This is a genomic window from Brevibacillus laterosporus, assembly GCF_030489605.1.
Taxonomy (GTDB): Bacteria; Bacillota; Bacilli; order Brevibacillales; family Brevibacillaceae; genus Brevibacillus_B; species Brevibacillus_B laterosporus_E.
Window position 1 is genome coordinate 64,825 of sequence record NZ_JAUKFY010000008.1, and the last position, 23,001, is coordinate 87,825.

Consider the following 23,001-nt stretch of genomic DNA (forward strand, 5'->3'; position numbering starts at 1 on the left):
AAAATGTAAAAGGATTTTATGATTATGAAAAGAATGGTAAAAAGATAACCGAATAATGAGTTTTTATAGGGGGAAAGGAAGGTTTTCAGATGAAGTGGAGAAAGACAATGTCTGCGCTGCTTGCCTCCGCGCTGCTTATTAGTACAATGGCAGGCGTACCAAGTATTACGGAAGCCAAGAGCAAGAAAGATACGAAGCAGCAAAGGTATCACCAGAAGAAGAACAAAAACAAAGAAACGACAAAAGACAATTTTGCACCGGTAGACGAATCTACTCTTAACCTCGATCGTTTAGCGAAAAATCTACAGGCAAGAGGCATTATTGCCGAAGATGCTACTCAGGATGAGATTCGAGATTCGATCAAGCAATATCTGGAGGATAAGCGAATACCGAGCGGGCCAGATACCTCAAGCTCATTCGGTGCTGAGGCAAAGCGGAGTCAAGAAGCTGCTAAAGAAGAGGTCATCCAGAATGTAGCTGAATTTAAAGGGAAGAAGCGTTCCAGAAATTTTGACGATAATATGTTTGTTGATAATATCGTTGTTAGTCTCATTGAGTTCCCCGATCGGCGTCACAATGAATTACCAAAAGTGAAGGATTCGATTTGGACGGCTGATTTTAATGAAGAACATTATGAAAAAATGCTGTTTGAACCAGGCGGATATACTACGCCGGAGGGTACATCAATGACCACAATGGCTAAATATTACGAGGAGCAATCGCGTGATACTTGGTCTGTAAACGGGATAGTAACACCTTGGATAGCTGCTAAACATTCCTATAAATACTATGGAAAGAATAGAAACGGCGGGGATGCTCACCCGCGTGAGCTAGTTATTGAATCCTTGGAGCAGGTAGGTAAGGCAATTGCTGGCCATGAGGAGGAATACGATCAACGTGACCCTTACGATCTTGATGGAGACGGAGATTTAAATGAACCGGACGGCATTTTGGATAACCTGATGCTGGTACATGCCGGTATTGGGGAAGAAACAGGAGAGGATGATGATGCGATCTGGTCACATCGTTGGACGCTGGAAGAGCCTGTTAAGATACCAGGAACCAATTTACTTGCATATGATTATATGATTCAGCCAGAAGATGGAGCGCCAGGTGTTTTCAGTCATGAGTATGGACATAATTTGGGCTTACCGGACTTATATGATACGAATAAAGGCGGACACGATTCTCCAGTTGGAGCTTGGTCATTAATGTCAAGCGGCAGTCACACAGGCTATGTATTTCAAACAGAACCAACCAGTCTTGATCCATGGTCTAAGATGATGCTGCAAGAAATGTACGGAGGCAAATGGGTATCTCCGCAGGTAGTAGATTATGCTGACCTTCGCAAGAAACAGAAGTTTACATTGCATGAAGCGGTAAACCAGGATATTGATAATAACATGGTACTAAAAATAGATATGCCTGAGATTATCAAGGATGCACCAACGAAGCCCTTTCAGGGTGAATATTCTTATTTTTCGGATGAAGGTGATAATTTAACAAGTACGATTACCACTCCTGAAATTGACCTCACGGATGCTACGGAAGCGGCAATGACTGTAGATATGTGGAGGAGTATTGAAAAAAATTACGATTTCTTATACCTAAATGCTATTGATGTGGATACAGGCGAGGAGGAATTAGTAGAGGATTGGAGCGATGATCCCGAGGAATGGGAGGAAGTAGAGATTGATCTCTCTGAGTATGCCGGGAAAAAAATGAAATTCCAATTTGAATACGTGACAGATGCTGCTACGACGAAGCAGGGAGTATATCTGGATAACATCGTAGTATCAGTTGATGGTGAAGAGGTATTTAAAGATGATGCTGAAGAGGAGCCTAAGATGGAATTAGACGGCTTCACTCAATTCGATGGCAAGGGTAAAAAATATGATGCCTATTATCTCGTAGAATTACGCTCTTATAACGGTGCTGATGAAGGATTGAAATATTTTCGCCGTGGAGAAACATTTTTAACCTATGATCCTGGAATGGTTATTTGGTATTACGATGGGAAATATGGTGCAACGGAAGATAATAAAACCAGCTTGCATCCTGGTCATGGAATGCTTGGCGTAGTTGATTCCCATCAACAAATAAAATATTGGGATGATAACAAGAAGAAACCAGCTGATGCCCGTTACCAAGTAAGTGATGCCGCGTTTAGTCCGAATTCTACCAGTGAAGTTAATCTTGATTATATCTTGGGCAATATGTGGAGTCCGTCGAGGAAGGGTGTAACAACCTTCTCTGATGAAAAGGATTACTCGATGCCAGGCTTAGAGGATGTAGGGATGATACTGCCGCAGGTAGGTCTTAACATCAAGATCAAGGATGTTGAGGAGGACTTCTCAAAGGCTACAATCGAAGTGTGGAAAGACTAGAGAATAGGACAAAAAAAGACAACTTGTTAGAAAGTCTTCACCAAAAATTAGAAAATAGGTTACATGAATTCGAGCATTTGTGTTAACATATGAATTGTTGGAAATAGCAACCTGTTTCGACAAAAAATTACAAAAATATTGTCGAACCTCATAGAAAAACCGCAGGTGGCCGAACACCTGCGGCGATCGCAAATAGTCGTACGGGGTAGGTAGCCGTTCGAGTCAGCCATGGCCACTTTTCTGTTTATTAGACAGACTAGTGGTCATTTCCGTTTGGCAGAGGCGGTCAGCAAGGCTATGATGAGTGTCCCAAACGTAATCATCAATGATAAGCCTTCATACACTGACATATGCCCACCCCCTTTCCGTGGGGATACGGTCCGCCTTACCGTCGTTTGACTTATCTGCTTAAAATTTATTATATCATGATATTTTCCTTTGTTGTATTATTTTGTAAAATGTCATGATTGTTAAATCATTTTTAGACCGCTGATTAAAATAATAACGCAAATCATGTAGCGTAAATGAATGGTAGGCACTTTAAGAGCAAGCAAACTTCCAATAAAAACACCGGGAATCGAACCTGTTAACAATTGGAATACGGTAGCATAATTTATGTTTCCATATAGAATATGAGTGAAACCAGCAGCGGTAACAAGAAAGAAAGCGTGGGCAATATCGGTTCCGACCGTTGAGGCACCTCGCATTTGAAAAAGGTAAAGCAAAACAAGAGCAAATAAAGAGCCGCTGCCAACAGAGGTAAAGCCTACGATAAAGCCCAAAATGGCTCCTGAAGTAATGACTAACATACTTTTTTCTTGCATTGTTTTCAGTTGCCATTTGTTTGGCTTCACTTCTTTATGAGATCGAATCGTTTTGATCAGCATGACAATAGGAATGAGAATCAGCGCAAAGCCTAAAACCTTTTTGACTACTACATCAGCCGAACCGAAATTTGTTTGTATCCAATGTAGAGAATTAACGGCGAGAATGGCGCTGGGAACACTTCCAACACCTAAATAGAATACAATGGTCCAGTTCACGGTTTTTTGTCTCCAATGCTGAAGAGTGCCAAATATTTTTGTAATGGAGTTGTAGACAAGGTCTGTTCCTACGGCGATCGTTGGCTGAATCCCCATCATGATTAAGAAGGGCGTCAGTAATGCTGCCCCACCTACTCCTGTTAATCCGACAAGAAAGCCAACTAACATACCGATGAGAGTCAATGAAATATCGATCATGCGAAACCCTCTCTTCTATGGGCGAGTGTACCTTTACATGGTATGGAGCAGATAGAATCAGGGTGCGTATCAATCAAAAAATGGGCGAGGGACAGTTGTTGTGTGCTAACTGTGTTTCTATTGTTGACTGTATATGGAAAGATTCGCTACAATGAATGCGAATCTATTTATGAAAAAAATCACTTCTTAGCTATAGACTTTCGAGTAAATATTCCGCTGTTATAGGATATGGGATCACTTATTTTGAAAGAAGGAAAGGAGCCTTGCAATATGGAACACGAGGTTGACTTAAAGGAGTCCGGCACCTCTTTCCTAGATGATATGGATACAAAACAAGTGCAAACTGAACCCGCAACGCTATCAGATTATGTACAATTAATGAAACCAGGTATTATTTTTTCTAACTTGCTTACTGCTTTTGCTGGCATTTGGCTAGCTTCAGCAGGATTTAAAAATTTTCAATTTGACCTAACGATCTATACGTTGATCGGAACTTCCGTCATTATTGGCTCTGGTGCTGTACTGAATAACTATCTGGATCGCGATCTGGATAAAAGAATGAAACGAACGCAAAACCGTGCTTTAGCATCAGGACGAATACAACCACGTAATGCATTGATTTTTGGACTAGGTTTATTATTGCTTGGATTGATAGTGCTGTTCTTTCTAGCTAATCCGCTGGCAGCAGTTTGTGGTCTGGTGGGGCACATTTTTTATGTGTTAATTTATACCCCGATGAAGCGTGTCAGCACTTTGAATACCGTAGTAGGTAGCGTCTCAGGAGCCATGCCGCCTTTAATTGGCTGGGCTGCCGTAACAGGAACGCTTGATTTAGGAGCCTGGACTTTGTTTCTAATCATTTTCTTGTGGCAATCTCCGCACTTCTTGTCATTGGCTATGATGAAGGTGGAGGATTACCGAGCAGGCGGTATTCCAATGCTTCCGGTGGTACGCGGATTTGAAGAGACCAAGCGACAGATGTTCTTCTGGGGTGCTGCATTACTGCCGGCATCACTCATTTTATTCCTATACGGGAATGTAGGTATGTTATATTTTATTGTCGCATCCATCATGGGGATTATTTATGTAGTGCTTCTCTTCCAAGGTTTTTCTGCCAAGGATGATATGGCGTGGGCGAAAAAGCTATTTGGTTATTCGCTCATTTACTTAACAGTGATGTGTGCCGCAATGGTTATCAGCGCAATTTTGGTTCATTTATAAAAAAGTTTGAAAAGTTGACATGTTTATCACACATTAATATAGGAACATCTCTTGCAAAGCGGGGGATGTTTCTTTACTGTTAAAGGAAGTAAGAAAAAATTCGGAATAAAGGAATTTATTAAAAAGATGGCGGTTACATTTTTGCGCCAGCTAGGTTCGTTGCTTCTTCAAAACGATTTGCTACATTAATAAAAGAGGTATGGAAATGGACAAAAATGTAAAACGATTAGCGATCCTCTCGACTCTTGTTATGTTTATCGTGATGATTGCCGGTTCTTTAGTAACCAAAACTAATTCTGGTCTCGGCTGTGGAAATGATTGGCCATTGTGTAACGGGAGGTTTGTTCCTTCCTATGCTTTGGAGTCGATCATTGAGTATGTTCATCGATTAACCACTGGTCTAGCGGGGATTGTAGTGGTTGTCTTTTCTATTTACTCGATCTTTAAATACAAGGGCAATAAAGAAGTATTAGGGCTAGCAATTTTCGGAATGTTTTTTATTGTAGTAGAATCTATCCTAGGAGCCTCTGCAGTCATTTGGCCGCAATCTTCACCTGTCTTAGCTCTTCATTTTGGCTTTTCGTTACTCGCTTATACAGGGGTATTTATGCTTACTATGTTTGTGATTAACCGTGAACGCCTCCAGAATGTAATCAAGGGAACTGTTGAAAAAGGTTTTGGTTTATATGTGTGGATGGTAAGTTTATACGCTTACGGGGTTGTGTATTTGGGCGCCTATGTGCGTCATACAGGCTCCAGCTTGGGCTGTTCGGGTTGGCCGCTTTGTAATGGAAAGCTTATTCCAGAATTGAGTGGTCAGGTAGGTGTTCAGTTTTTACATAGGGTGGCTGCTGCTGTATTGGTGCTGTTGATAATCGGAATTTATGTATATGCTGCCAAACATTATAAAGAATCACGCAAAGATATTTATACCTGCTCTAAACTGGCGCTTGTATTGGTTATTCTTCAAGTTCTTAGTGGGGGATTAGTGGTGTTTGCCAATTTAGAATTATATGCTACTTTGACACATTCTGCCATCATTACAGTATTTTTTGGCATCCTATGCTACTTAGGCTTACAGACATTGAAGAGGCCATCCTAAAAAGCGGAGATATGAAAAGAGCGAGGTGTTCTCGCTCTTTTTTTAGGTAGACGGATGACTTGCTGAAGAAGCCTGATCATCCTCCATATATTCGTCCTGTAAGACGGAGTATACCTTTGAATCCCGCAGTTCCCCTTTGATTAATACATTTTTACGCAACGTTCCTTCATAAACCATCCCCAATCGTTGCATGACACGTTCGGATAGAGTGTTAGTTGCTTCACATTTACCTTCCATGCGAACGAGACCGATTTCTTTAAACCCATAAGCCATTACTGCTCGAAGCGATTCGTATGTCATTCCTTTTCCGCGATAGTCAGGATGAAGGACTGCACCTAATGAAGCGCTTTTTTCTTTTTCCGCATATTGAAAAAGACCCGCCACTCCAATGGTTTTACCAGATTCTCGATGATAGATCGCCCAAATAAAGGCTTTTTTCTCTGCGCAATCGGCTATTCGTTTTTCTAAGTACAGAACCGTATCTAATTTGCTTTTATGGATTTTTCTGGGGACATGATGTGTGGTTTCTTCCTTTGAAAAGATTTCAAAAAGGTCATCGGCCTGATGCAAGGATAAATGGAGGAGCATGAGTCGTTCGGTTACGAGAACAGGGTAGTCGGTTATCATTGATCCAACTCCTTTATATGTATTAGTTCCTTGAACGTATTTTTTCTTATTCTATGTATATCACAGGTTTTGGTAGAAACAAAAGAATATCTCCAAAACTTTCATCACTATCTTTTCTGAAGCAACCCTCTTACTTCTGGTACAATAGATAAAAGCAAACAAATGATCGATAGAGGTGGAAAGATGCGTATTTTACATACAGCAGACTGGCACTTCGGCAGATTGCTGGAAGGTCGGGATAGACGTATAGAACAAGCGGCTTTTGTAGACGAACTATGCCAGATTGTTGAGGATAAACAAATAGATTTAGTGGTGATAGCAGGTGATGTATATGACTCTGTAAACCCACCGGCATGGGCAGAGGAGCTGTATTATGAAGCCTTAGAGAGATTGTCAGCAGAAGGTAAGCGCGGGGTAGTCGTTATTGCAGGTAATCACGACCAACCAGAGCGGGTGCGCGCTGCTTCGCCGCTAGCTCATAAGCATGGAATTGTGTTGCTTGGTTTGCCTAAGGAGCAGCCCTTGCTTACTAAGTCTGAAACGTCGGCAGATAAAGTAAGAATCCTTGATGGAGGATCATCCTGGTTTGAGATTGCCATTCCGGGAGTAGAGCATACCGCTGTAGTGGTGGCTTTATCATATCCTTCAGAAGCACGATTAAAGGAATTGATTAGTGAAAGCTTTACACCAGAGCAAATGCAACAGGCATTCAGCGAGAGAATCAAAGACCTCCTCCACGATTTAGCCAGCCATTTTCGACAGGATACGGTCAATATTATAACAAGCCATCTGTTTGCTATGGGCGGAATGGAGACTGACTCGGAGCGTCCCATACAGATTGGTGGGACACATACTGTCTCGCTGGATGCATTTCCTCCACAAGCAGATTATGTTGCCTTAGGTCATTTGCACCGTTTGCAAAAACTAAGCGAAGCACCATTGATTCGCTATAGTGGCTCACCGTTATCGTACAGCTTTTCAGAGGCGGGACAAAGCAAGGCGGTGGTGATGGTGGAGATTATTCCGGGTCAGCAACCGAAAGAAGAAATTATTTATTTAAAATGCGGTCGTACTCTAGCAAGATGGAAGGCGACTGGCGGAATAGCAGAAGTTGAAAAGTGGCTGGAGGAAGGAAAAGATGCAGATTGTTGGATTGATTTAGAAATTCACGTGGATGATGTGATTGATCCAGCAGAGTTTCAACGTATTCGCAAGCTGAGCGATAACTTTGTAAAGGTACAGCGCGTGCTGGTTGCCTCCGCAGAACAGGAGAGGCAGGAAGTAGAAAAACGCGAGGAATTAAATCCTGTACAGCTTTTTACTCGTTTCTATGAGCGAAAGCGTGGAACTTCACCGGATGAACAGGTTATTCAATTATTTTCCCGTTTGATGATAGCCTCTGATGCTGAGACAAAAAAACAGCCAGGAGGAGATGAATAATGAAACCCATTTACTTGAAACTATCAGGATTAAATAGTTATCGAGATTTGCAGGAGATTGATTTTGAAACGTTATGTGAAGCCGGATTATTTGGGATTTTTGGCCCAACTGGCAGCGGTAAGTCCACCATTTTGGACGCGATTACGCTGGCGTTGTATGGACAGGTTGTTCGTACAGGAGGAGGTTCGCATCCACATGAGGTTCTCAATCAATTGGAGTCGCGGCTGTTTGTCTCCTTTACCTTTGAATTAGGAGGGGCGAGCCAACGACAGCGCTTTACCATCGAGAGGGAGTTTGGGCTGAACAAAAATGGAAATCGAAAGCAGCCGGAAGTACGTTTAATTCATCATGGCTTACTTGATGGAGAACAAGATCAGGTGCTGGAGTCAAAAGCCACAGCAGCTACATCCATGATCGAGAAGCTGGTGGGTTTAACCATTCATGATTTCACACGGGCAGTCGTGCTACCGCAAGGCCAATTTTCTAAGTTTTTGACCTTAAAAGGCAGTGAGCGAAATGAAATGCTCCAGCGGATTTTTCAATTGCACGAGTATGGCGAAAAGCTGATGCAACGGGTCAAGGAGCAGATTGACAGCAATAAAGCCTCTCTGCATCAGTTAGAAGTGGAAGAAGCACGGCTAGGTGATGCGAGCAAGGAAGCTGTTGAAGCGGCGACCCAGGAGGCAGCGGGATTAGAGAAGGAGTATGCGGAAGCGGAGCAGATTCACAAGGCTTTGTTGAATCAAAAGAATGAATGGGAACAAATTCGCAAGTGGCAGTTCGAATTGAAGGAAATTCAACAAAAGCTGACACAGCTTGAAGAGCAGGCTCAACAAATCATGCTGCGAAAAAATGAAATAGCTAGGCTGGAGGCATCTGTTTCTCTTTATCCATTGGTGCAAAAGGAACGACAGACGATAAAGCTATGGGAAGATGCTAAGCAACAGTTGCTTGCTAAACGAGTAGAGCGGGAGCAAGTAGAGTTGCGTTGCCAAGAGGCTGAACAAGTAAGCCAACAAGCCCAACAACGATTGCGAGAAGAGGAGCCGCAGCTAATTCAGAAGAGAATCGAACTGCAGCAAGCCGCAGAGTGGGAGCAAGAAATAGTAAAATTAGCTCAGGAAATCGGGCAATACCAGACAGAGATCCGTTTATTACAGCAGCAAATAGATCAGGATGAGGCTATGCTGTCAGCACTTGATCAGCAAAGAGCGGTAGCAGCTCAAGACCTGCAAAAGATTGATGCTGAATGGCAACAGACTACATTGCGTTCAGAGGAACGCAAAGCGATTCGTGCGATGCAACAGGCCAAAATTGCTTTTATTCAGGAAGAGCAACGTTTTGTAAGCACTGAGCGTGAAGCAACGGAGCTATCTCAAAAGGTACAGCTTGGGCAAACCCGATTAAATGAAGCCAATAGCTTATATATTCATGCTCATGAAAAGCGTAAAGAGACCGAAACCGCGTTAGTTGAAAAAGAAGCGCAGCCGATCAGAAGTGAAGAAGACATTACTCGGTTACGTGAACAGCTAGTAGATGTAAAACGCATCGGCATTGATTGGCGTGGCTTCGAAAAAAAACAGGATGATTGGCAATTAAAATGGACGGACTGGACTGCTTTACATGCTGATGTCACAACCAGGTTACAGCAGGCAGAACAAACATTGAAACACCTAGAAACCAAGAGAGTGGCTAGTCAAAATCAGTTAAAAGAGTGGGAGACAAAATGGGCCTTTTGGCAGCAGGCGAATATGGCTCATGCGTTGCGTTTACAGCTAAGAGCTAATGAAGAATGCCCGGTTTGTGGATCAACGCATCATCCTTATCAGGATACAGATGCGGATACGGGCAATATTGCGCAGACAACAGCCCAAGCTTCTTTGCTACAACAGCAGGAATCAGCTTTGCGTGACCGTCGGGCCAACTTAGATCACATCCTGGAACAGGTGGAGGAGGAATGGAGGAGTGCCTCGGAAGCTTGTCAGCAGGTCAGAGTCGAGCTCGCTGGATTATTGGAACGAAAAGATTCCTTGCAAAAGGAAAATGCACAGCTTGATCAAGATTTGCAGCATATCAAGCACCAATTAATTCAATTGGGCGAAGAGTGGGTTGTAGCGTCTGTCGATGAATTGGGCGGGAAGTTCAAACAGGTTAGTCAAGAAGTAAAAGAACTCTCGGAACAACGTCAAAGCCATGTGAAGCAACTAGAAGAATTGCAAAAGCTTCTTCGTGAACAACGTGATGAAGAGTTGGAAAAAAAGGCGCAACATGAAAAAATCACGACCTGGCTGGAAGGTCAGCAGGAGCAGCTACAGCAAGTTAACAAGCGTCTGTTGGAGCATCAAAAAGCTTTCTTAAACGCAGAACAGCAATTGGATGAACTACGGGGCGAAATTCCACGTGATCAGATTGAAGCTCATCACGCCAAAATGGAAAAGATGGAGCAAAGACAGGAAGAATTGCGTGCGCTACGCGTGAATCTGGAAAAATCCCTTGAGGAATTACAGCAACAAAAGCAAGTTCAGATAGAACAGCGGGGAGAAAAACAAGCCAGACTAACAGTGTTACAACAACGCCATGACGATCGAGAGGCACAATATAAAGCTAAACAAGAACAATGGCAGATACGTACACAGGGTAGACCGGCTAATGAATTATTGCAGTTGTTGGAGCAGAATCTACAAGAGCTACGGACAGCAGCAGAACGAGCAGATACTCTAAAGCTTCAACTGATAAATCAACGGCAACAATTGATAGAATCATTGGTTTCATTAGAAGAAACAAATTTACAGCTTACGAAGCAAGCAAAGGAATTGGAATTGGAAGTTGAACAAGCTTTGTCGCATGCTATGTTTGCTGATCGGGAAACCGTCTATGAATATTATGAGCGCCGAGCTTTATTGGATTCGTATCAGGCAGCGGTAGAAAGCTATCAAAAGCAGCTGACGGAATTGTCTTATGCTAAGACACGTTTAGTTGAATCTCTTGCTGATCGGTCTGTAAGCGAGGAGGCTTACAATGAGCTTTTTACCTCCTTTTCAGAAGGAGAGAAACGCTTGTCTGAATGTAGGGAAGCTTTAACGCTGGCCAAAGAGAGACTCCTAATCGTGCAACAAAATCACGAGAAATGGAAAAAAATAGAGAAAGAATTCGGTGCTGTCATTGATGAGCAGAGCCGCTTAGAAGAGTTACGAAAGCTGTTTGAAGGAAAATCATTTGTTCAGTATATTGCTGAAGAAAAAATGATGACGATTGCCCGGGATGCTACCTACCATTTAGGGCGTATGACGAAAGGCCGTTATGCACTGGAAATTGGAGATGGTGGAGAATTCGTCTTGCGAGATGAAGCAGCAGGTGGACTACGCCGTGCTGTTAATACTTTATCCGGAGGGGAAACGTTCTTAACGGCTTTATCTCTAGCATTGGCTCTATCAGTTGAAATTCAAATGCGGGGAGGGCGCTTGGAATTCTTCTTCTTGGATGAAGGGTTTGGAACCTTAGATCCTGAATTGCTAGAGGTTGTGCTGGATGCTTTAGAGAAGCTAAGAATGAGCCAATTTACTATAGGATTAATTAGCCATGTACCGGAACTGAAATTGCGTATGCCGCGACGACTGGTTATTACCCCTGCTGAACCGCTTGGGTCTGGTAGTCGCATTCATATGGAGATGGAATAGGAGGGGAGACAATTGGCTGTACAGTTTTTACTAGGCCGGGCAGGTACCGGCAAGACTGCTGCGATCTATTCTGACGTAATAAAGAAGCTCGATGAGGAACGGATGGGTCCCCCTCTAATCTACCTGGTTCCCGAGCAGTCTACTTTTCAGGAAGAATATAAATTAATCAATTTGCCCGGGTACTCAAGTCATATCAGAGCACAGGTGTTAAGCTTTGGCCGCCTTTCCTACCGAATATTGCAGGAGGTTGGAGGACTGACAACGCTTCCTATTGATGAACGAGGTAAGCAGATGGTGCTGCGACTGCTATTAGAACGTTATCAGGATGAACTAAAGGTGTTTCATCGTTCTGCCTTGCAGCCAGGATTTGCTGAAGAATTAGTACAAATGATCAGTGAATGTAAGAAGTATAGTGTCAGTCTGGAAATGCTGGAGCAGCTACAAATAGAGAATGCAACCCTGCAGCATAAATTACATGATTTGCTATTAATCATGAGAGCGTATGAAGAATATGTTACAGATAAATATTTTGACAGTGATGAACTTTATTCCACAGTTGCCAGCAAGCTAGCTCAATCTAGTTTTATTGCAGATGCAGAGATCTGGATTGATGGTTTTAGTGGTTTTACAAAACAGGAATATGCCTTAATTGAGCAATTGATGTACTGCGCAAAACAAGTAAATATTACTTTGTGTTTAGACCCGCAGGATCGGATGAAACCGCTAGATGATCTTTCGCATTTCTACCCAACAATGGAAACGTATCAAAAGCTACTAGATATTGCGATGCGAGGTAATATTCCAATTGAGGAGCCGCGTTTGTTTGAGCATAACTATCGAGTTGCTGGTAGTCCATGGCTTGCACAGGTGGAACAAAAATATTTTGACTGGAAAAAGCCTGCTGTTCTGCCTTCACCTAAGCATGTTGACGAGGTAAAGCTGTTTACAGCCGCCAATCGCAGGGCTGAGGTACAAGCGGTCGCTCTGCAAATTTTGTCACTTGCACGTGATTATGGCTACAGATATCGTGATATGGCTGTGCTTTTGCGAGAAATGGGTACCTATTCTGAAGAAATTGCTCATGTATTTACGAGCTATGATATACCATTCTTTCTTGATCAAAAGAGAACCGTAAGTCATCATCCTTTGATTGAATTTATTCGTTCATCACTTGAGGTTATCTCTAAAAATTGGAGATATGACGCCGTCTTTCGTTGCTTAAAAACTGATTTACTGTCCCCGCTGAGTCAGCCGCTTAGCCAATCGAGGGCTGAGATTGATTTGCTAGAAAACTATGTGCTCAGCTATGGCATTCAGGGATATTATTGGTCCATGGATGAGTGGAGGTTTCACGGAACTAATGCTTTATACGAGCAAATTGAGTCCATACGTCAACAATATGCAACACCTCTTAAAACGTTTGAGGCTAATATGAGAGTGGCTTGCAAATCAGGTGTACGCCAAATGGCGACCGTCCTATATGAATTTTTACAAATGCAGGATGTTCCTACTAAGCTGGAGAAGTGGCAGGAACAGGCCGAATTAGAAGGCGATTTAGAAGCTGTTCGTGAGCACGAACAGGTTTACAATGATGTGATGGATTTATTGGATCAGATAGTAGAAGTAATGGGCGATGAAGATATGGAGCTTGTTACATTTGCTCGGATCATAGATACAGGCCTTGATAGTATTCGTCTTGCCTTAGTTCCTCCTTCGCTGGATCAAGTGGTCATTGGGTCCATGGAGCGCTCCCGTCAACCTGACGTAAAAGCATTGTTCGTGATGGGAGCAAATGAAGGTGTGATCCCACTACGTCCCAAAGAAGAAGGGATTTTAAACGAAGCGGAGCGAGAAAAGCTGGAAAAGGCAGGTATTGAACTAGCACCAACAGCGAAGCGAAAGCTCATGAATGAGCAATATCTTCTCTATCGTGCTATGACACGGCCATCGGAGCGACTATGGATTAGTTGCCCGTTGGCTGATGAAGAAGGCAAAGCCCTGCTACCATCTAGCTTGTATGAAGAGATGAAAAAGACCTTGCCTGGCCTTACGATTGGATATTTTCACAACGAACCAACTGCAGAACCACAGTTGGATATAGGCTTGCTGGGAAGACCCCGGCAGGTGTTCAGTCATTTACTCACATTAATTCGTCAATTAAAAAAAGGAATTTCGCTTCCCCCATTCTGGTGGGATGTGTATGACTGGTTCCTTGAGAATTCAGAAGATGAAAAGCGAGAGAAATGGCTGTTATCGGGGCTGGGGTATCAAAACCGTGCTTATCCACTCTCGAAAGAAGTTAGTCGTTCCTTGTACGGAAATGAGATTCGGGTAAGTGTTTCCCGGTTAGAACGATTCCAAGCCTGCGCCTATTCCCATTTTTCCTCACATGGTCTGCGGTTAAGTGAACGCCAAATGTACCGTCTAGAAAGATTTGATGTTGGTGAGCTTTTTCATGCGTCTTTAAAAATGGCAGTAGAGCAAATGAACAAACAGCAGGTTAATTGGAGTGATATGACGGAGCAAGGTAGCATGCAGTTGGCTGATCAGGTGGTGGAGGAGCTTGTTCCACAAACCAGAAGCAGTATTTTGCAACGAACTGCTCGTTATCGTTATGTCACAAAGAAATTAAAACGTGCTGTTGGGCGGGCGATCTCTGTACTGAGTGAGCATGCTCGAAGAAGTCAATTTGAACCGATTGGTCTGGAAATTGCTTTTGGGCCTGGCGGAGAAATTCCGGGGCTGACTCTGGAGCTGGAAGATGGGATCAAATTACATTTGTTAGGCAGAATTGACCGAATTGATCACTCTGTAGGAACAGAAACTGAATTTTTACGAGTGATTGACTATAAATCGGGCCCGAAAGCCCTTGTTTTGTCCGATGTGTGGAATGGATTGAATCTCCAATTGCTAGTATATCTGGATGTAGCTGTAAGCAACGCTGAGAAATGGGTAGGCAAGCAGGCTGAGGTAGGTGGTGTCTTCTATTATCAGGTAGCAGATCCGTTTGTTGCTGCTAAACAAATGCTGTCAGCCGAGCAGGTGGAAGCGGAACGGCAAAATAAGCTGAAAATGAAGGGACTTATGCTAGCAGACCCGGAACTAGCGCGATTAATGGATAGCCAAACAGAATCGGGGAATTCTGATCTGCTTCCGTTTGGGATAAAAAAGGATGGAAGCTTCACTCAATATTCGTCAGTAGCTTCCAAGGAGCAGTTTGACCTTCTGCAAAAATTTGTGCGCAAATGTATTGTGAAGCTGGGGAAACGATTAACAGATGGAGATATAAGCATCGCGCCTTATATGCAGGGGCCAAGACTTGCATGTCAGACTTGTGCGTATAAGTCGGTTTGTCAGTTCGATAGTTTATTGGATGGCAATCAGCCACGTTTATTAAGTAAAAAGACCGATAAGGAAGTTTGGGAGTTAATTCGTGAAGAAGTCTGCGAACAAGATGACGCGGGAAGGGAGGTAGGAGCATGAGTGAGCAGGAGAATGTAGTGGAACAAAAGCCTAGTCACTGGACTGATGAGCAGTGGAGAGCCATTATCGAAAAGGGAGATAATCTGCTGGTAGCTGCTGCTGCCGGTTCTGGTAAAACCTCGGTTTTAGTAGAGCGGATTATTCGTAAAATCTCTGACGTTAACGAGGCTGCAGGGGTGGATCAGCTACTGGTTGTAACATTTACAAATGCGGCTGCTGCCGAGATGCGCCATCGAATTGGCGATGCCCTGCGTAAAGCCTTGGAAAGCGATCCTACCTCTGCCCATTTACGGAAGCAGTTGGTTTTACTGCAACGAGCAACCATTACAACGTTGCATTCTTTTTGTTTGGGCTTGTTACGTCAGTATTATTTCATGGTGGAGCTTGATCCAGGGTTTCGCATTGCAGATGAAATGGAGGCAGAATTACTGCGTCAGGATGTATTGGAAGAGCAATTTGAACATTGGTATGAATCTGATGAAAGCTTTGCAGCACTAGCTGACGTGATGGTAGAGGGCCAGGATGACGAGGCGTTAATGGGGTTATTTATGCGATTGTTTGACTTCTCCCAAAGTCACCCGCATCCAGATCGTTGGCTAAAAAATGCAGCCGATATGTTTGCTCGTACACAAATGGAAGAGCTACACGAATCTCCTTGGGTCGTGACATTGGCAGGGGCTATTTCTTTGGAATTATCTGCCCTTGAGTCACAAGTAAAAAAAGCAATAGCTCTTGCGGAAGAACCAGACGGACCTGGAGCATACGTGCCTTTATTACAGCAGGAGCTTACCTTCATTAATCAAGCGAAATGTGCTGCTGAGCAAGGGTGGAAGCAGTTGGATGACAGTATGAGAAGCATTGCATTCGGTCGATTGCCAGCAGTAAAGGATGCTGACCCTCTGCTTAAAGAACAGGTGCAAAAACTACGCAATGGTGTAAAAGATAAGACAAAGAAGCTGCTGGAAGAATATTTCACGATGACGCCTGAGCAATATGCGGCAGACCTCAAACGAATGGCTCCTTATATGCACACACTGGCTCGGCTTGTTAGTGAGTTTAAACAGGCCTTTCAGCAGGCTAAGCAAGAACGGGCTCTTGTTGATTTTAGCGATCTGGAGCATCTGGCACTGCGTATTTTGCAGCAGGAACAAGAGGATGGCAGCTTCGTCCCCTCTGCTATTGCCATGCAACTGCAGGAACAATTTGCTGAAGTGCTAGTCGATGAGTATCAGGATATCAATCTTGTGCAGGAAACGATTTTACAGTTGGTATCAAGGAAAGAGACAGCGGGAGTGGCAGCAAATCGTTTCATGGTAGGGGATGTTAAACAGAGTATTTATCGCTTCCGACTTGCTGAGCCTAATCTATTTATGCAAAAGTACGATTCGTATGAAACCAATGAAGAAAAGGATCCCTTTGCTCCTAAGGAAAAGAGTGTGCCTTTGGAGCTGAAGGGAAAGCGAATTGATTTGGCCGCTAACTTCCGCAGTCGAAAGGAAGTAGTGGATGCTGTCAATTATCTGTTTCGCCTAGTCATGACTCCGCGTGTAGGCGAGATTACTTACGATCAAGCAGCAGAATTGATTGGTCGAGCTTCCTATCCGGAGATAGAGCCAGAACAATTAGCGGTAGAAGTACATTTAATCGATCGTACGGGATTTGAATCGGAGGAGTCCAGTTCAGGGCAATTGTCGGAGCGAGCAGGTACTAGCTCTATAGAAAATATAGATAGCTATGATAGTGAAGGAGAAGCTCTACCTACTCTTGAAGAAGAAGCCTCTGTTGCTCAGCTGGAAGCACGATTGATTGCCAAGCGTATTAGGGAATGGCTAGAGCCTGGTGTGGGAGGTCAGCCGTTACTTGTATTTGATAAAAAAACACAGGGGATGCGTCCCCTGGAATATCGGGATATTGTTATTTTGCTTCGAGCTACTGCGGGCTGGGGACAAGCAATAGCAGACGAATGTAAGCAGGCTGGAATCCCTATCTATGTGGAACAGAATCAGGGTTACTTTTCTGCAAATGAAGTGGATGTAATCATGTCATTATTACGTGTCATAGATAATCCGAAGCAGGATATCCCATTAACGGCGGTACTTCGTTCTCCTCTTATCGGCCTTAGCGAAGAAGATTTAGCTCAGATTCGTGTGTTGACTCCTACGGGGCCTTTTTATCAGGCAGTCGAACAGTATATTATGACCGAGGAGGAACAGTTGAATCGAGTCGTAATGGCAAAGCTTCGCCGATTCTATCGGATGGTGCAGGGCTGGCGAACACTGGGAAGACGAAGCTCTGTAGCAGAGTTATTGTCTGATATTTATACCCAGACAGGCTATGTTGATTATGTAGCATCACTAGAAAATGGGGCGCAGCGTCAGGCAAATCTACGCGCTTTGTATGACAGAGCGAAGCAATACGAAGCTACCTCGTATCGTGGATTGTTTCGATTTTTACGCTTTATTGATCGAATGCAGGAGCAAGAGAACGATCTTGGAGAGGCGCGAACCATTACAGAAAGTGAAAATGTAGTCCGTTTAATGACGATCCATAAAAGTAAGGGATTGGAATTTCCAGTCGTATTTGTGGCTGGAATGGGTAAACAGTTTAACCAAAGCGATATGAAAGGCCGTTTTTTACTGCACAAGGACTTAGGCTTTGGCCCACAGGTGGCTGACCCGGTTTTGCGTCTGCGTTATCCAAGCTTAGCTTTTTTAGGCATTCGTCAAAAGCTTAAATTAGAGATGCTGGCAGAAGAGATGCGTGTACTGTATGTTGCGCTGACTAGGGCTAGAGAGAAGCTTATCCTTGTGGGCTCAGCTAAGGACTTGAGCAAATCAGCCATCGCTTGGTGCAGCCAGTCTACTGATAAAGAGACTCTATCTGATGAAGATTTAATCCAAGCGAAAGGCTATCTTGATTGGATTGGTCGAGCATTAGTACGGCACAAACATGGAGAACCATTACGCTTGCTGTGCCCAGAGAGTCAGGATATTTCCTCGATTCCGCTAGTGCGAGATCCGTCTGTGTGGCAGTTCCAGTTTTATCAGCCGAGTGATCTGATGGCGATAACCGAACAGAGTGAGCATGATGAGGAGGTTTTCTCCTTATTGCAGAAGCGAAAGCCAGTTCCTGATCATCCACATGCAGAGGAATGGCGTGATAAGATTAGGTCTGTGCTGGAATGGCAGTATGCTCCACAGGTCGTGTCACAGGTGCCTGCTAAATGGACTGTTAGCGAATTGAAGAGTCAAGCCGCAAATCTAGCCGAAGGAGCAGAAGGAGCTGGAGTTAAGCTTGATTGGGAGAATGAGCGTGTAGACACACAATCTCAATTGGTAGCAGGAATAAGAAGCCAAATGGATAGACAGTTGTCCACTCAGGCTGTAGCCGAAGACCACGGACACCTTAATGCAAACCTTGAGCCATTTGAAAAGGGTTCAAGGCTACGCCAGTCAAGACTCACAAAGAAGCCGAGATTTCTAACAGAAACGGACAAGAAGAGTCAGGATATAAACAGCGAAAAATGTGATCCGAATTTCATAGCAGATAGTGATTCCGTAATTATCAAGAAAGAAAGACGCGAGAAGCTGGCAAATCAAACGAAGTATGAAAAACCTATTTTTACGAAGGCAGAAATAGGTACCTTTACGCATTTGATTATGCAAAATCTACAGTTGAATAGAGCCTTAGATCAAGCGGACGTTACTGACCAGATCGGGCAAATGATAGCACGACAGATGTTGACTAAGAAGCAGGCCAGTGTGGTGGATATTGCTTCTATAGCTCGTTTTTTTGCCAGTGATTTGGGACATCGCATGCAAAAGGCTGTCAAGGTATACAGAGAGCTGCCATTTATGCTTGCCGTTCCTTTACGTGATATTAGATCTCGCTTGCTTGCAGAACAAGCAGAATTATTATTAACTGATTCAGGTGACGAACGGGTACTTGTGCAAGGGGTAATTGATTGTGTTATTCGTGAGGCGGACGGTGGATTGACTTTGATCGATTATAAAACAGATCAATTACCAGCAGACGAAACTAAAGCAGCTCAGATACTTCGGACAAGATACAACGAGCAAATAAGCTTGTACGCACGCGCTCTTGAGGAGAGCTGGAAAGAGCCAGTTGCGAACCGCTATTTGATAGCTATGGCAACGGGACTTGCGGTACCATTGCATGAAGCATAAGGACGTTTGAAAAAAACAAAGAGGTTTCCCGAAAATTGAATGAAAGAGGGGAGCCTCTTCGTTTTATTTTTTATCTTGTTTCATCATCACTATCATAGTGAGTACAATACAGGTCAGTAGGCTCGTGATGCCGATCGTAGCACCAATAAATGCAATTCCCAAGCCTTCAAATCCACTTAGATTGATGCTATATAGAACTGCTATACTGCTGACAATAAATACAACTGTTGAAGGGATATACATAAGAATCATGCTTTCAGGTTTTTTGATGTACATAAAGTAGGAAATAGAGAATAATCCCAAAAAGGTAATGATAGCTATCATGATTATGCCCAACAAATAAACATCACCATCCTTCAATGTTGGCTTAGTTTATCCAATTTTTAAACAGGAAATTTAGTGATGAGTAATCATTTTACCGACAACATTGTGAGTTTTCTTACCAGTTGACCGCAACTTCCCTCGATTTTTAGCGTACTAGTATGGAGGGGGAAGAAAGAAATGGAAAGTAGAGAATATATGGAGTTTATGGGGGCCTTAACTGCAATAGCGCTACCTGTCTCCTTAGGATTATTGCTTGCCTATTTTATCCGGAAACTGCCTGAATGGTTCAAGTGATGATGACATTCTTTTCGTACCGCATTTCTTCTATATCTGGCATCATAGCTTATAGATTCATCATAATTGCTAACATAGAAAAGCAGGTATGGTCCTTTGCTATATGCTAAAAGACATGCCTGCTTTTACATTTCTACATATAAAAAAAGAGATAATAACATGTTGGGAAGGCCTACTAAAAAAAAATGAACGGCCCACATTTGCTGTTTTTTGTGTTGTTTATCATAAAAAAGAGAGCGTTCATGCATTCTGCTACTATCTAATAGAAAGGTAGAAATGAATGCGCTGATCCCCCAGAATAAGACGCCAAGGATAACAGCTACTTTAAGCATGAGTAGGTGGTCTTGGATGAGTAATGAGACGAGGAGTGAGACAAGTAAACCTAAACTTAATGATTTTAACATGAATCCCCCCTCCTTTCCTCACTCATTTTTACGCTTGGCAGGCTGAAAAGGTTACAGGAAAAAATGCTATAAATCTATTCTTTATTACGGTGATTGGATAACGGAGGGGAACGTGCTATACTTTGAAGAAAAAATTCGGGAGGACCCTACGATGCAACCAATATCAGACAAAGAATGGAACCATTTTAAGCAAAAGCATGAAGATACAGCAATTATGCTAATTACGTGCCCTGATCGTCCCGGGATCGTCTCGACAGTTTCCCAATATCTATATGAACAAGGTGCTAATATCATTCAATCTGACCAATATACAACCGATCCAGAAGGCGGACGTTTTTTCATGCGGATTGAATTTAAGCAAAACCGTCTACAAGATTGCTGGGAGTCATTAAATCAGGGATTTGCACCGATTGCCAAACAATTTGAGATGGAATGGAAGCTAGTAGAAGCATGCAAGCGTAAGCGTATGGCCATTTTTGTATCGAAAGAAGATCATTGCCTAGTAGAATTGCTGTGGCAGTACAGTGCAGGGTACTTACATGCCGATATTGCGATGGTTATCAGCAATCACTTGGATACAAAAGATATTGTAGAAGCGATGGGGATTCCTTTCTATCATATACCTGTGACAAAAGATACGAAACAAGAAGCTGAGCAACAGCAAATCGAGCTCATCAAAGGCAAGGTAGATATGATTGTATTAGCTCGTTATATGCAGATTTTATCGCCGATCTTCCTTCAGGATTTTCCATGCCAAATTATCAATATTCACCACTCCTTCCTACCAGCTTTCGTAGGAGCAAAGCCATATGAACGAGCGTATGAGCGTGGCGTTAAATTAATTGGTGCTACTGCACATTACGTAACAGAAGAACTGGATGCGGGCCCGATTATTGAGCAGGGAGTAGAACGTGTTACTCACCGTGATGATGTAGATGATCTTAAGCGTTTGGGTAAACAAATAGAGCGGACCGTGTTGGCCCGCGCTGTTCATTGGCATTTAGAGGATCGAGTTCTGGTTCATCAAAATAAAACCGTAGTTTTCCCGTAAAGATCAGGCAATTCTTGCTGCAGAACGTGGTTGATATAGGAGATGACCTGCTGAGATTCAGGGCCATGTAAAATTATGTGACCAGAGTTTGGGAAGTATTGAACAGTGGTTTGCTTGCTCGTCACCTTTCGCTGTAGATACTCAGCGCTAATAGCTTGAACAGTATCATCCCTTTTCCCCTGAATAATGTAGTACGGGCATGTAACACGATGCATGATTAGCTTTGTTTCAGCTAAAAGCCTTCGGAATTGAAGCATGCTGGAAAGCGGAATACGGAACAGGCTAGCCAGGTATTTGTTGCTGTAGTTACTGAAGTCTTCTTTTAAATTAGAAAGGGATTGGGGAATGTCCCAATAGTAGTAGGGTGTACACAGAGTAAACAAGAGTCGCACGGGGTAACGAGCGGCTAGATGGAAGGCGAGTAAGCCACCCATTGAAAAACCGATGATCACCGTGACATCTACGCGCATGCTAAGCCGTTGATAGGCCTGCTCGGCTGAATGTAACCATTGCTTGCGAGTAGAATGTTTCAAATGATAGCGATCGGTCCCATGACCTTCTAATGTAGGGCATTCAACAGTATAGCCTTGACTACGCAAAAATTGAACGAGAGGTAACACATCTTTAATTTTGCCTGCAAATCCGTGTAAAACAAGGAAGCCAAGCGTGGTAGCCATTTGCAAGCTCCTTTCTAAATAAAAAAGGCGACCCAAGGGTTGCCTTTTTTTTGCTTGAATACAGGTATTCTTAGCTCTAACAAGCGCAACAGATGAGATGCTTTTTTATGTGTAAAGCCAAGCTTACAATGTCTTGTTAGGTTATGCAAAATCAAATGAAAGTAACCGTGTTAGACGGAAACGGTTTTTAACTCGTTTGCTACTTGGAAGGAAGCGGCGGTGCAGGCTTTAATATCATCTGCTGTGAAGCCGTCCGCCACTTCGATTAGAGTAAGGCCTTCTGACGTTACGTCAAATACAGCACGATCAGTAATAATCCGGTTAACCACTTGTTTTCCGGTTAAAGGAAGAGTGCAGGCAGGAAGAATTTTGCTCTCTCCATGCTTATTTACATGCTCCATAATCACCACAATTTTTTTTGCACCGTGGACCAGATCCATTGCCCCGCCCATTCCTTTTACCATTTTCCCTGGAATCATCCAATTAGCTAAATCACCCTGCTCGGATACTTCCATCGCACCCAGAATGGCCAGATCAATATGACCCCCGCGGATCATGCCAAAGGACTCAGCAGAGGAAAAATAGGAAGCTCCAGAAATGGCGGTTACGGTCTCTTTTCCAGCGTTGATCAAATCAGGGTCGATATCGTCAGCATACGGATAAGGGCCGATGCCCAGTAACCCATTTTCTGATTGTAAAACTACGGTTTTACCCTCCGCAATATAGTTAGCCACCAGTGTAGGCATACCGATTCCCAAATTTACATAAAAACCATCCTCGATTTCCTGAGCGGCACGCATGGCCACTTGCTCGCGAGACAAGGTCATGGATAACTACCTCCTTATTTTAAACAGTGAGTAAGCGCATGATTGAAAATTATCAATAT

Annotated in this window: 15 protein-coding genes; 8 read left to right on the forward strand and 7 right to left on the reverse strand. The window is 43.3% G+C overall.

Annotated features, from left to right (window positions below):
• Window positions 1-89: 89 nt before the first annotated feature.
• Complete coding sequence (locus QZ995_RS10920; RefSeq protein WP_301806614.1) at window positions 90-2,387, forward strand: immune inhibitor A domain-containing protein; 2,298 nt, start codon at window positions 90-92, stop codon at window positions 2,385-2,387.
• A gap of 263 nt (window positions 2,388-2,650) precedes the next feature.
• On the opposite strand, the gene QZ995_RS10925 is transcribed toward QZ995_RS10920, so the two are convergent.
• On the reverse strand, window positions 2,651-2,737 hold the full coding sequence (locus QZ995_RS10925; RefSeq protein WP_113756953.1) for a putative holin-like toxin: 87 nt from the start codon (window positions 2,735-2,737) through the stop codon (window positions 2,651-2,653).
• A 120-nt stretch (window positions 2,738-2,857) separates the two neighbouring features.
• Window positions 2,858-3,628 (reverse strand): sulfite exporter TauE/SafE family protein, encoded by a 771-nt coding sequence (locus QZ995_RS10930; RefSeq protein WP_301806615.1) that lies wholly within the window; start codon window positions 3,626-3,628, stop codon window positions 2,858-2,860.
• 270 nt (window positions 3,629-3,898) lie between these two features.
• Between QZ995_RS10930 and cyoE the strand changes: the two genes are divergently transcribed.
• A complete protein-coding gene (cyoE, locus tag QZ995_RS10935) occupies window positions 3,899-4,849 on the forward strand; it encodes a heme o synthase (RefSeq protein WP_031411643.1) in 951 nt (316 codons plus the stop codon).
• Window positions 4,850-5,054: 205 nt separating this feature from the next.
• Window positions 5,055-5,951 (forward strand): COX15/CtaA family protein, encoded by an 897-nt coding sequence (locus tag QZ995_RS10940; RefSeq protein ID WP_301806620.1) that lies wholly within the window; start codon window positions 5,055-5,057, stop codon window positions 5,949-5,951.
• Between the two features lie 42 nt (window positions 5,952-5,993).
• Here QZ995_RS10940 and QZ995_RS10945 read toward each other — a convergent pair whose 3' ends face one another.
• Window positions 5,994-6,578 (reverse strand): GNAT family N-acetyltransferase, encoded by a 585-nt coding sequence (locus tag QZ995_RS10945; protein WP_301806621.1) that lies wholly within the window; start codon window positions 6,576-6,578, stop codon window positions 5,994-5,996.
• Between the two features lie 183 nt (window positions 6,579-6,761).
• On the opposite strand from QZ995_RS10945, the gene QZ995_RS10950 reads away from it, so the two are divergent.
• From QZ995_RS10950 to addA, 4 genes are read left to right on the forward strand one after another with little or no spacing between them, the layout of a single operon-like run.
• Entirely contained in the window at window positions 6,762-8,018 is a 1,257-nt protein-coding gene (locus QZ995_RS10950; RefSeq protein ID WP_301806623.1) for an exonuclease SbcCD subunit D, read from the forward strand.
• Window positions 8,018-11,695 (forward strand): AAA family ATPase, encoded by a 3,678-nt coding sequence (locus tag QZ995_RS10955; protein ID WP_301806624.1) that lies wholly within the window; start codon window positions 8,018-8,020, stop codon window positions 11,693-11,695. The genes QZ995_RS10950 and QZ995_RS10955 overlap by 1 nt, the downstream gene beginning before the upstream one ends.
• Before the next feature lie 12 nt (window positions 11,696-11,707).
• Window positions 11,708-15,178, forward strand: a complete 3,471-nt coding sequence (gene addB / locus QZ995_RS10960; RefSeq protein WP_301806626.1) for a helicase-exonuclease AddAB subunit AddB — start codon at window positions 11,708-11,710, stop codon at window positions 15,176-15,178.
• Window positions 15,175-19,365, forward strand: coding sequence for a helicase-exonuclease AddAB subunit AddA (gene addA, locus QZ995_RS10965; RefSeq protein ID WP_301806628.1), 4,191 nt, complete (start codon window positions 15,175-15,177; stop codon window positions 19,363-19,365). The genes addB and addA overlap by 4 nt, the downstream gene beginning before the upstream one ends.
• Window positions 19,366-19,428: 63 nt before the next feature.
• On the opposite strand, the gene QZ995_RS10970 is transcribed toward addA, so the two are convergent.
• Together QZ995_RS10970 and QZ995_RS10975 are read right to left on the reverse strand one after the other, a co-directional pair.
• Complete coding sequence (locus tag QZ995_RS10970) at window positions 19,429-19,701, reverse strand: hypothetical protein (protein ID WP_301806630.1); 273 nt, start codon at window positions 19,699-19,701, stop codon at window positions 19,429-19,431.
• 407 nt (window positions 19,702-20,108) lie between these two features.
• Window positions 20,109-20,387 (reverse strand): DUF5316 family protein, encoded by a 279-nt coding sequence (locus QZ995_RS10975; protein WP_301806631.1) that lies wholly within the window; start codon window positions 20,385-20,387, stop codon window positions 20,109-20,111.
• Between the two features lie 151 nt (window positions 20,388-20,538).
• Here QZ995_RS10975 and purU point away from each other — a divergent pair, with 151 nt between their 5' ends.
• Window positions 20,539-21,438, forward strand: coding sequence for a formyltetrahydrofolate deformylase (gene purU, locus QZ995_RS10980; protein ID WP_301806632.1), 900 nt, complete (start codon window positions 20,539-20,541; stop codon window positions 21,436-21,438).
• Here purU and QZ995_RS10985 read toward each other — a convergent pair.
• Window positions 21,411-22,115: an alpha/beta hydrolase gene (locus QZ995_RS10985; RefSeq protein WP_301806633.1), complete on the reverse strand. Its 705-nt coding sequence runs from the start codon at window positions 22,113-22,115 to the stop codon at window positions 21,411-21,413. The genes purU and QZ995_RS10985 overlap by 28 nt on opposite strands.
• Before the next feature lie 170 nt (window positions 22,116-22,285).
• On the reverse strand, window positions 22,286-22,942 hold the full coding sequence (locus QZ995_RS10990) for a CoA transferase subunit B (protein WP_301806634.1): 657 nt from the start codon (window positions 22,940-22,942) through the stop codon (window positions 22,286-22,288).
• Window positions 22,943-23,001: the final 59 nt, after the last annotated feature.

Coding starts and splice junctions, on each gene's coding strand:
- QZ995_RS10920 (WP_301806614.1), top strand. CDS start 90: ATGAAGTGGAGAAAGACAATGTCTGCGCTGCTTGCCTCCGCGCTGCTT.
- QZ995_RS10925 (WP_113756953.1), bottom strand. CDS start 2,737: ATGTCAGTGTATGAAGGCTTATCATTGATGATTACGTTTGGGACACTC.
- QZ995_RS10930 (WP_301806615.1), bottom strand. CDS start 3,628: ATGATCGATATTTCATTGACTCTCATCGGTATGTTAGTTGGCTTTCTT.
- cyoE (WP_031411643.1), top strand. CDS start 3,899: ATGGAACACGAGGTTGACTTAAAGGAGTCCGGCACCTCTTTCCTAGAT.
- QZ995_RS10940 (WP_301806620.1), top strand. CDS start 5,055: ATGGACAAAAATGTAAAACGATTAGCGATCCTCTCGACTCTTGTTATG.
- QZ995_RS10945 (WP_301806621.1), bottom strand. CDS start 6,578: ATGATAACCGACTACCCTGTTCTCGTAACCGAACGACTCATGCTCCTC.
- QZ995_RS10950 (WP_301806623.1), top strand. CDS start 6,762: ATGCGTATTTTACATACAGCAGACTGGCACTTCGGCAGATTGCTGGAA.
- QZ995_RS10955 (WP_301806624.1), top strand. CDS start 8,018: ATGAAACCCATTTACTTGAAACTATCAGGATTAAATAGTTATCGAGAT.
- addA (WP_301806628.1), top strand. CDS start 15,175: ATGAGTGAGCAGGAGAATGTAGTGGAACAAAAGCCTAGTCACTGGACT.
- QZ995_RS10975 (WP_301806631.1), bottom strand. CDS start 20,387: ATGTTAAAATCATTAAGTTTAGGTTTACTTGTCTCACTCCTCGTCTCA.
- purU (WP_301806632.1), top strand. CDS start 20,539: ATGCAACCAATATCAGACAAAGAATGGAACCATTTTAAGCAAAAGCAT.
- QZ995_RS10985 (WP_301806633.1), bottom strand. CDS start 22,115: ATGGCTACCACGCTTGGCTTCCTTGTTTTACACGGATTTGCAGGCAAA.
- QZ995_RS10990 (WP_301806634.1), bottom strand. CDS start 22,942: ATGACCTTGTCTCGCGAGCAAGTGGCCATGCGTGCCGCTCAGGAAATC.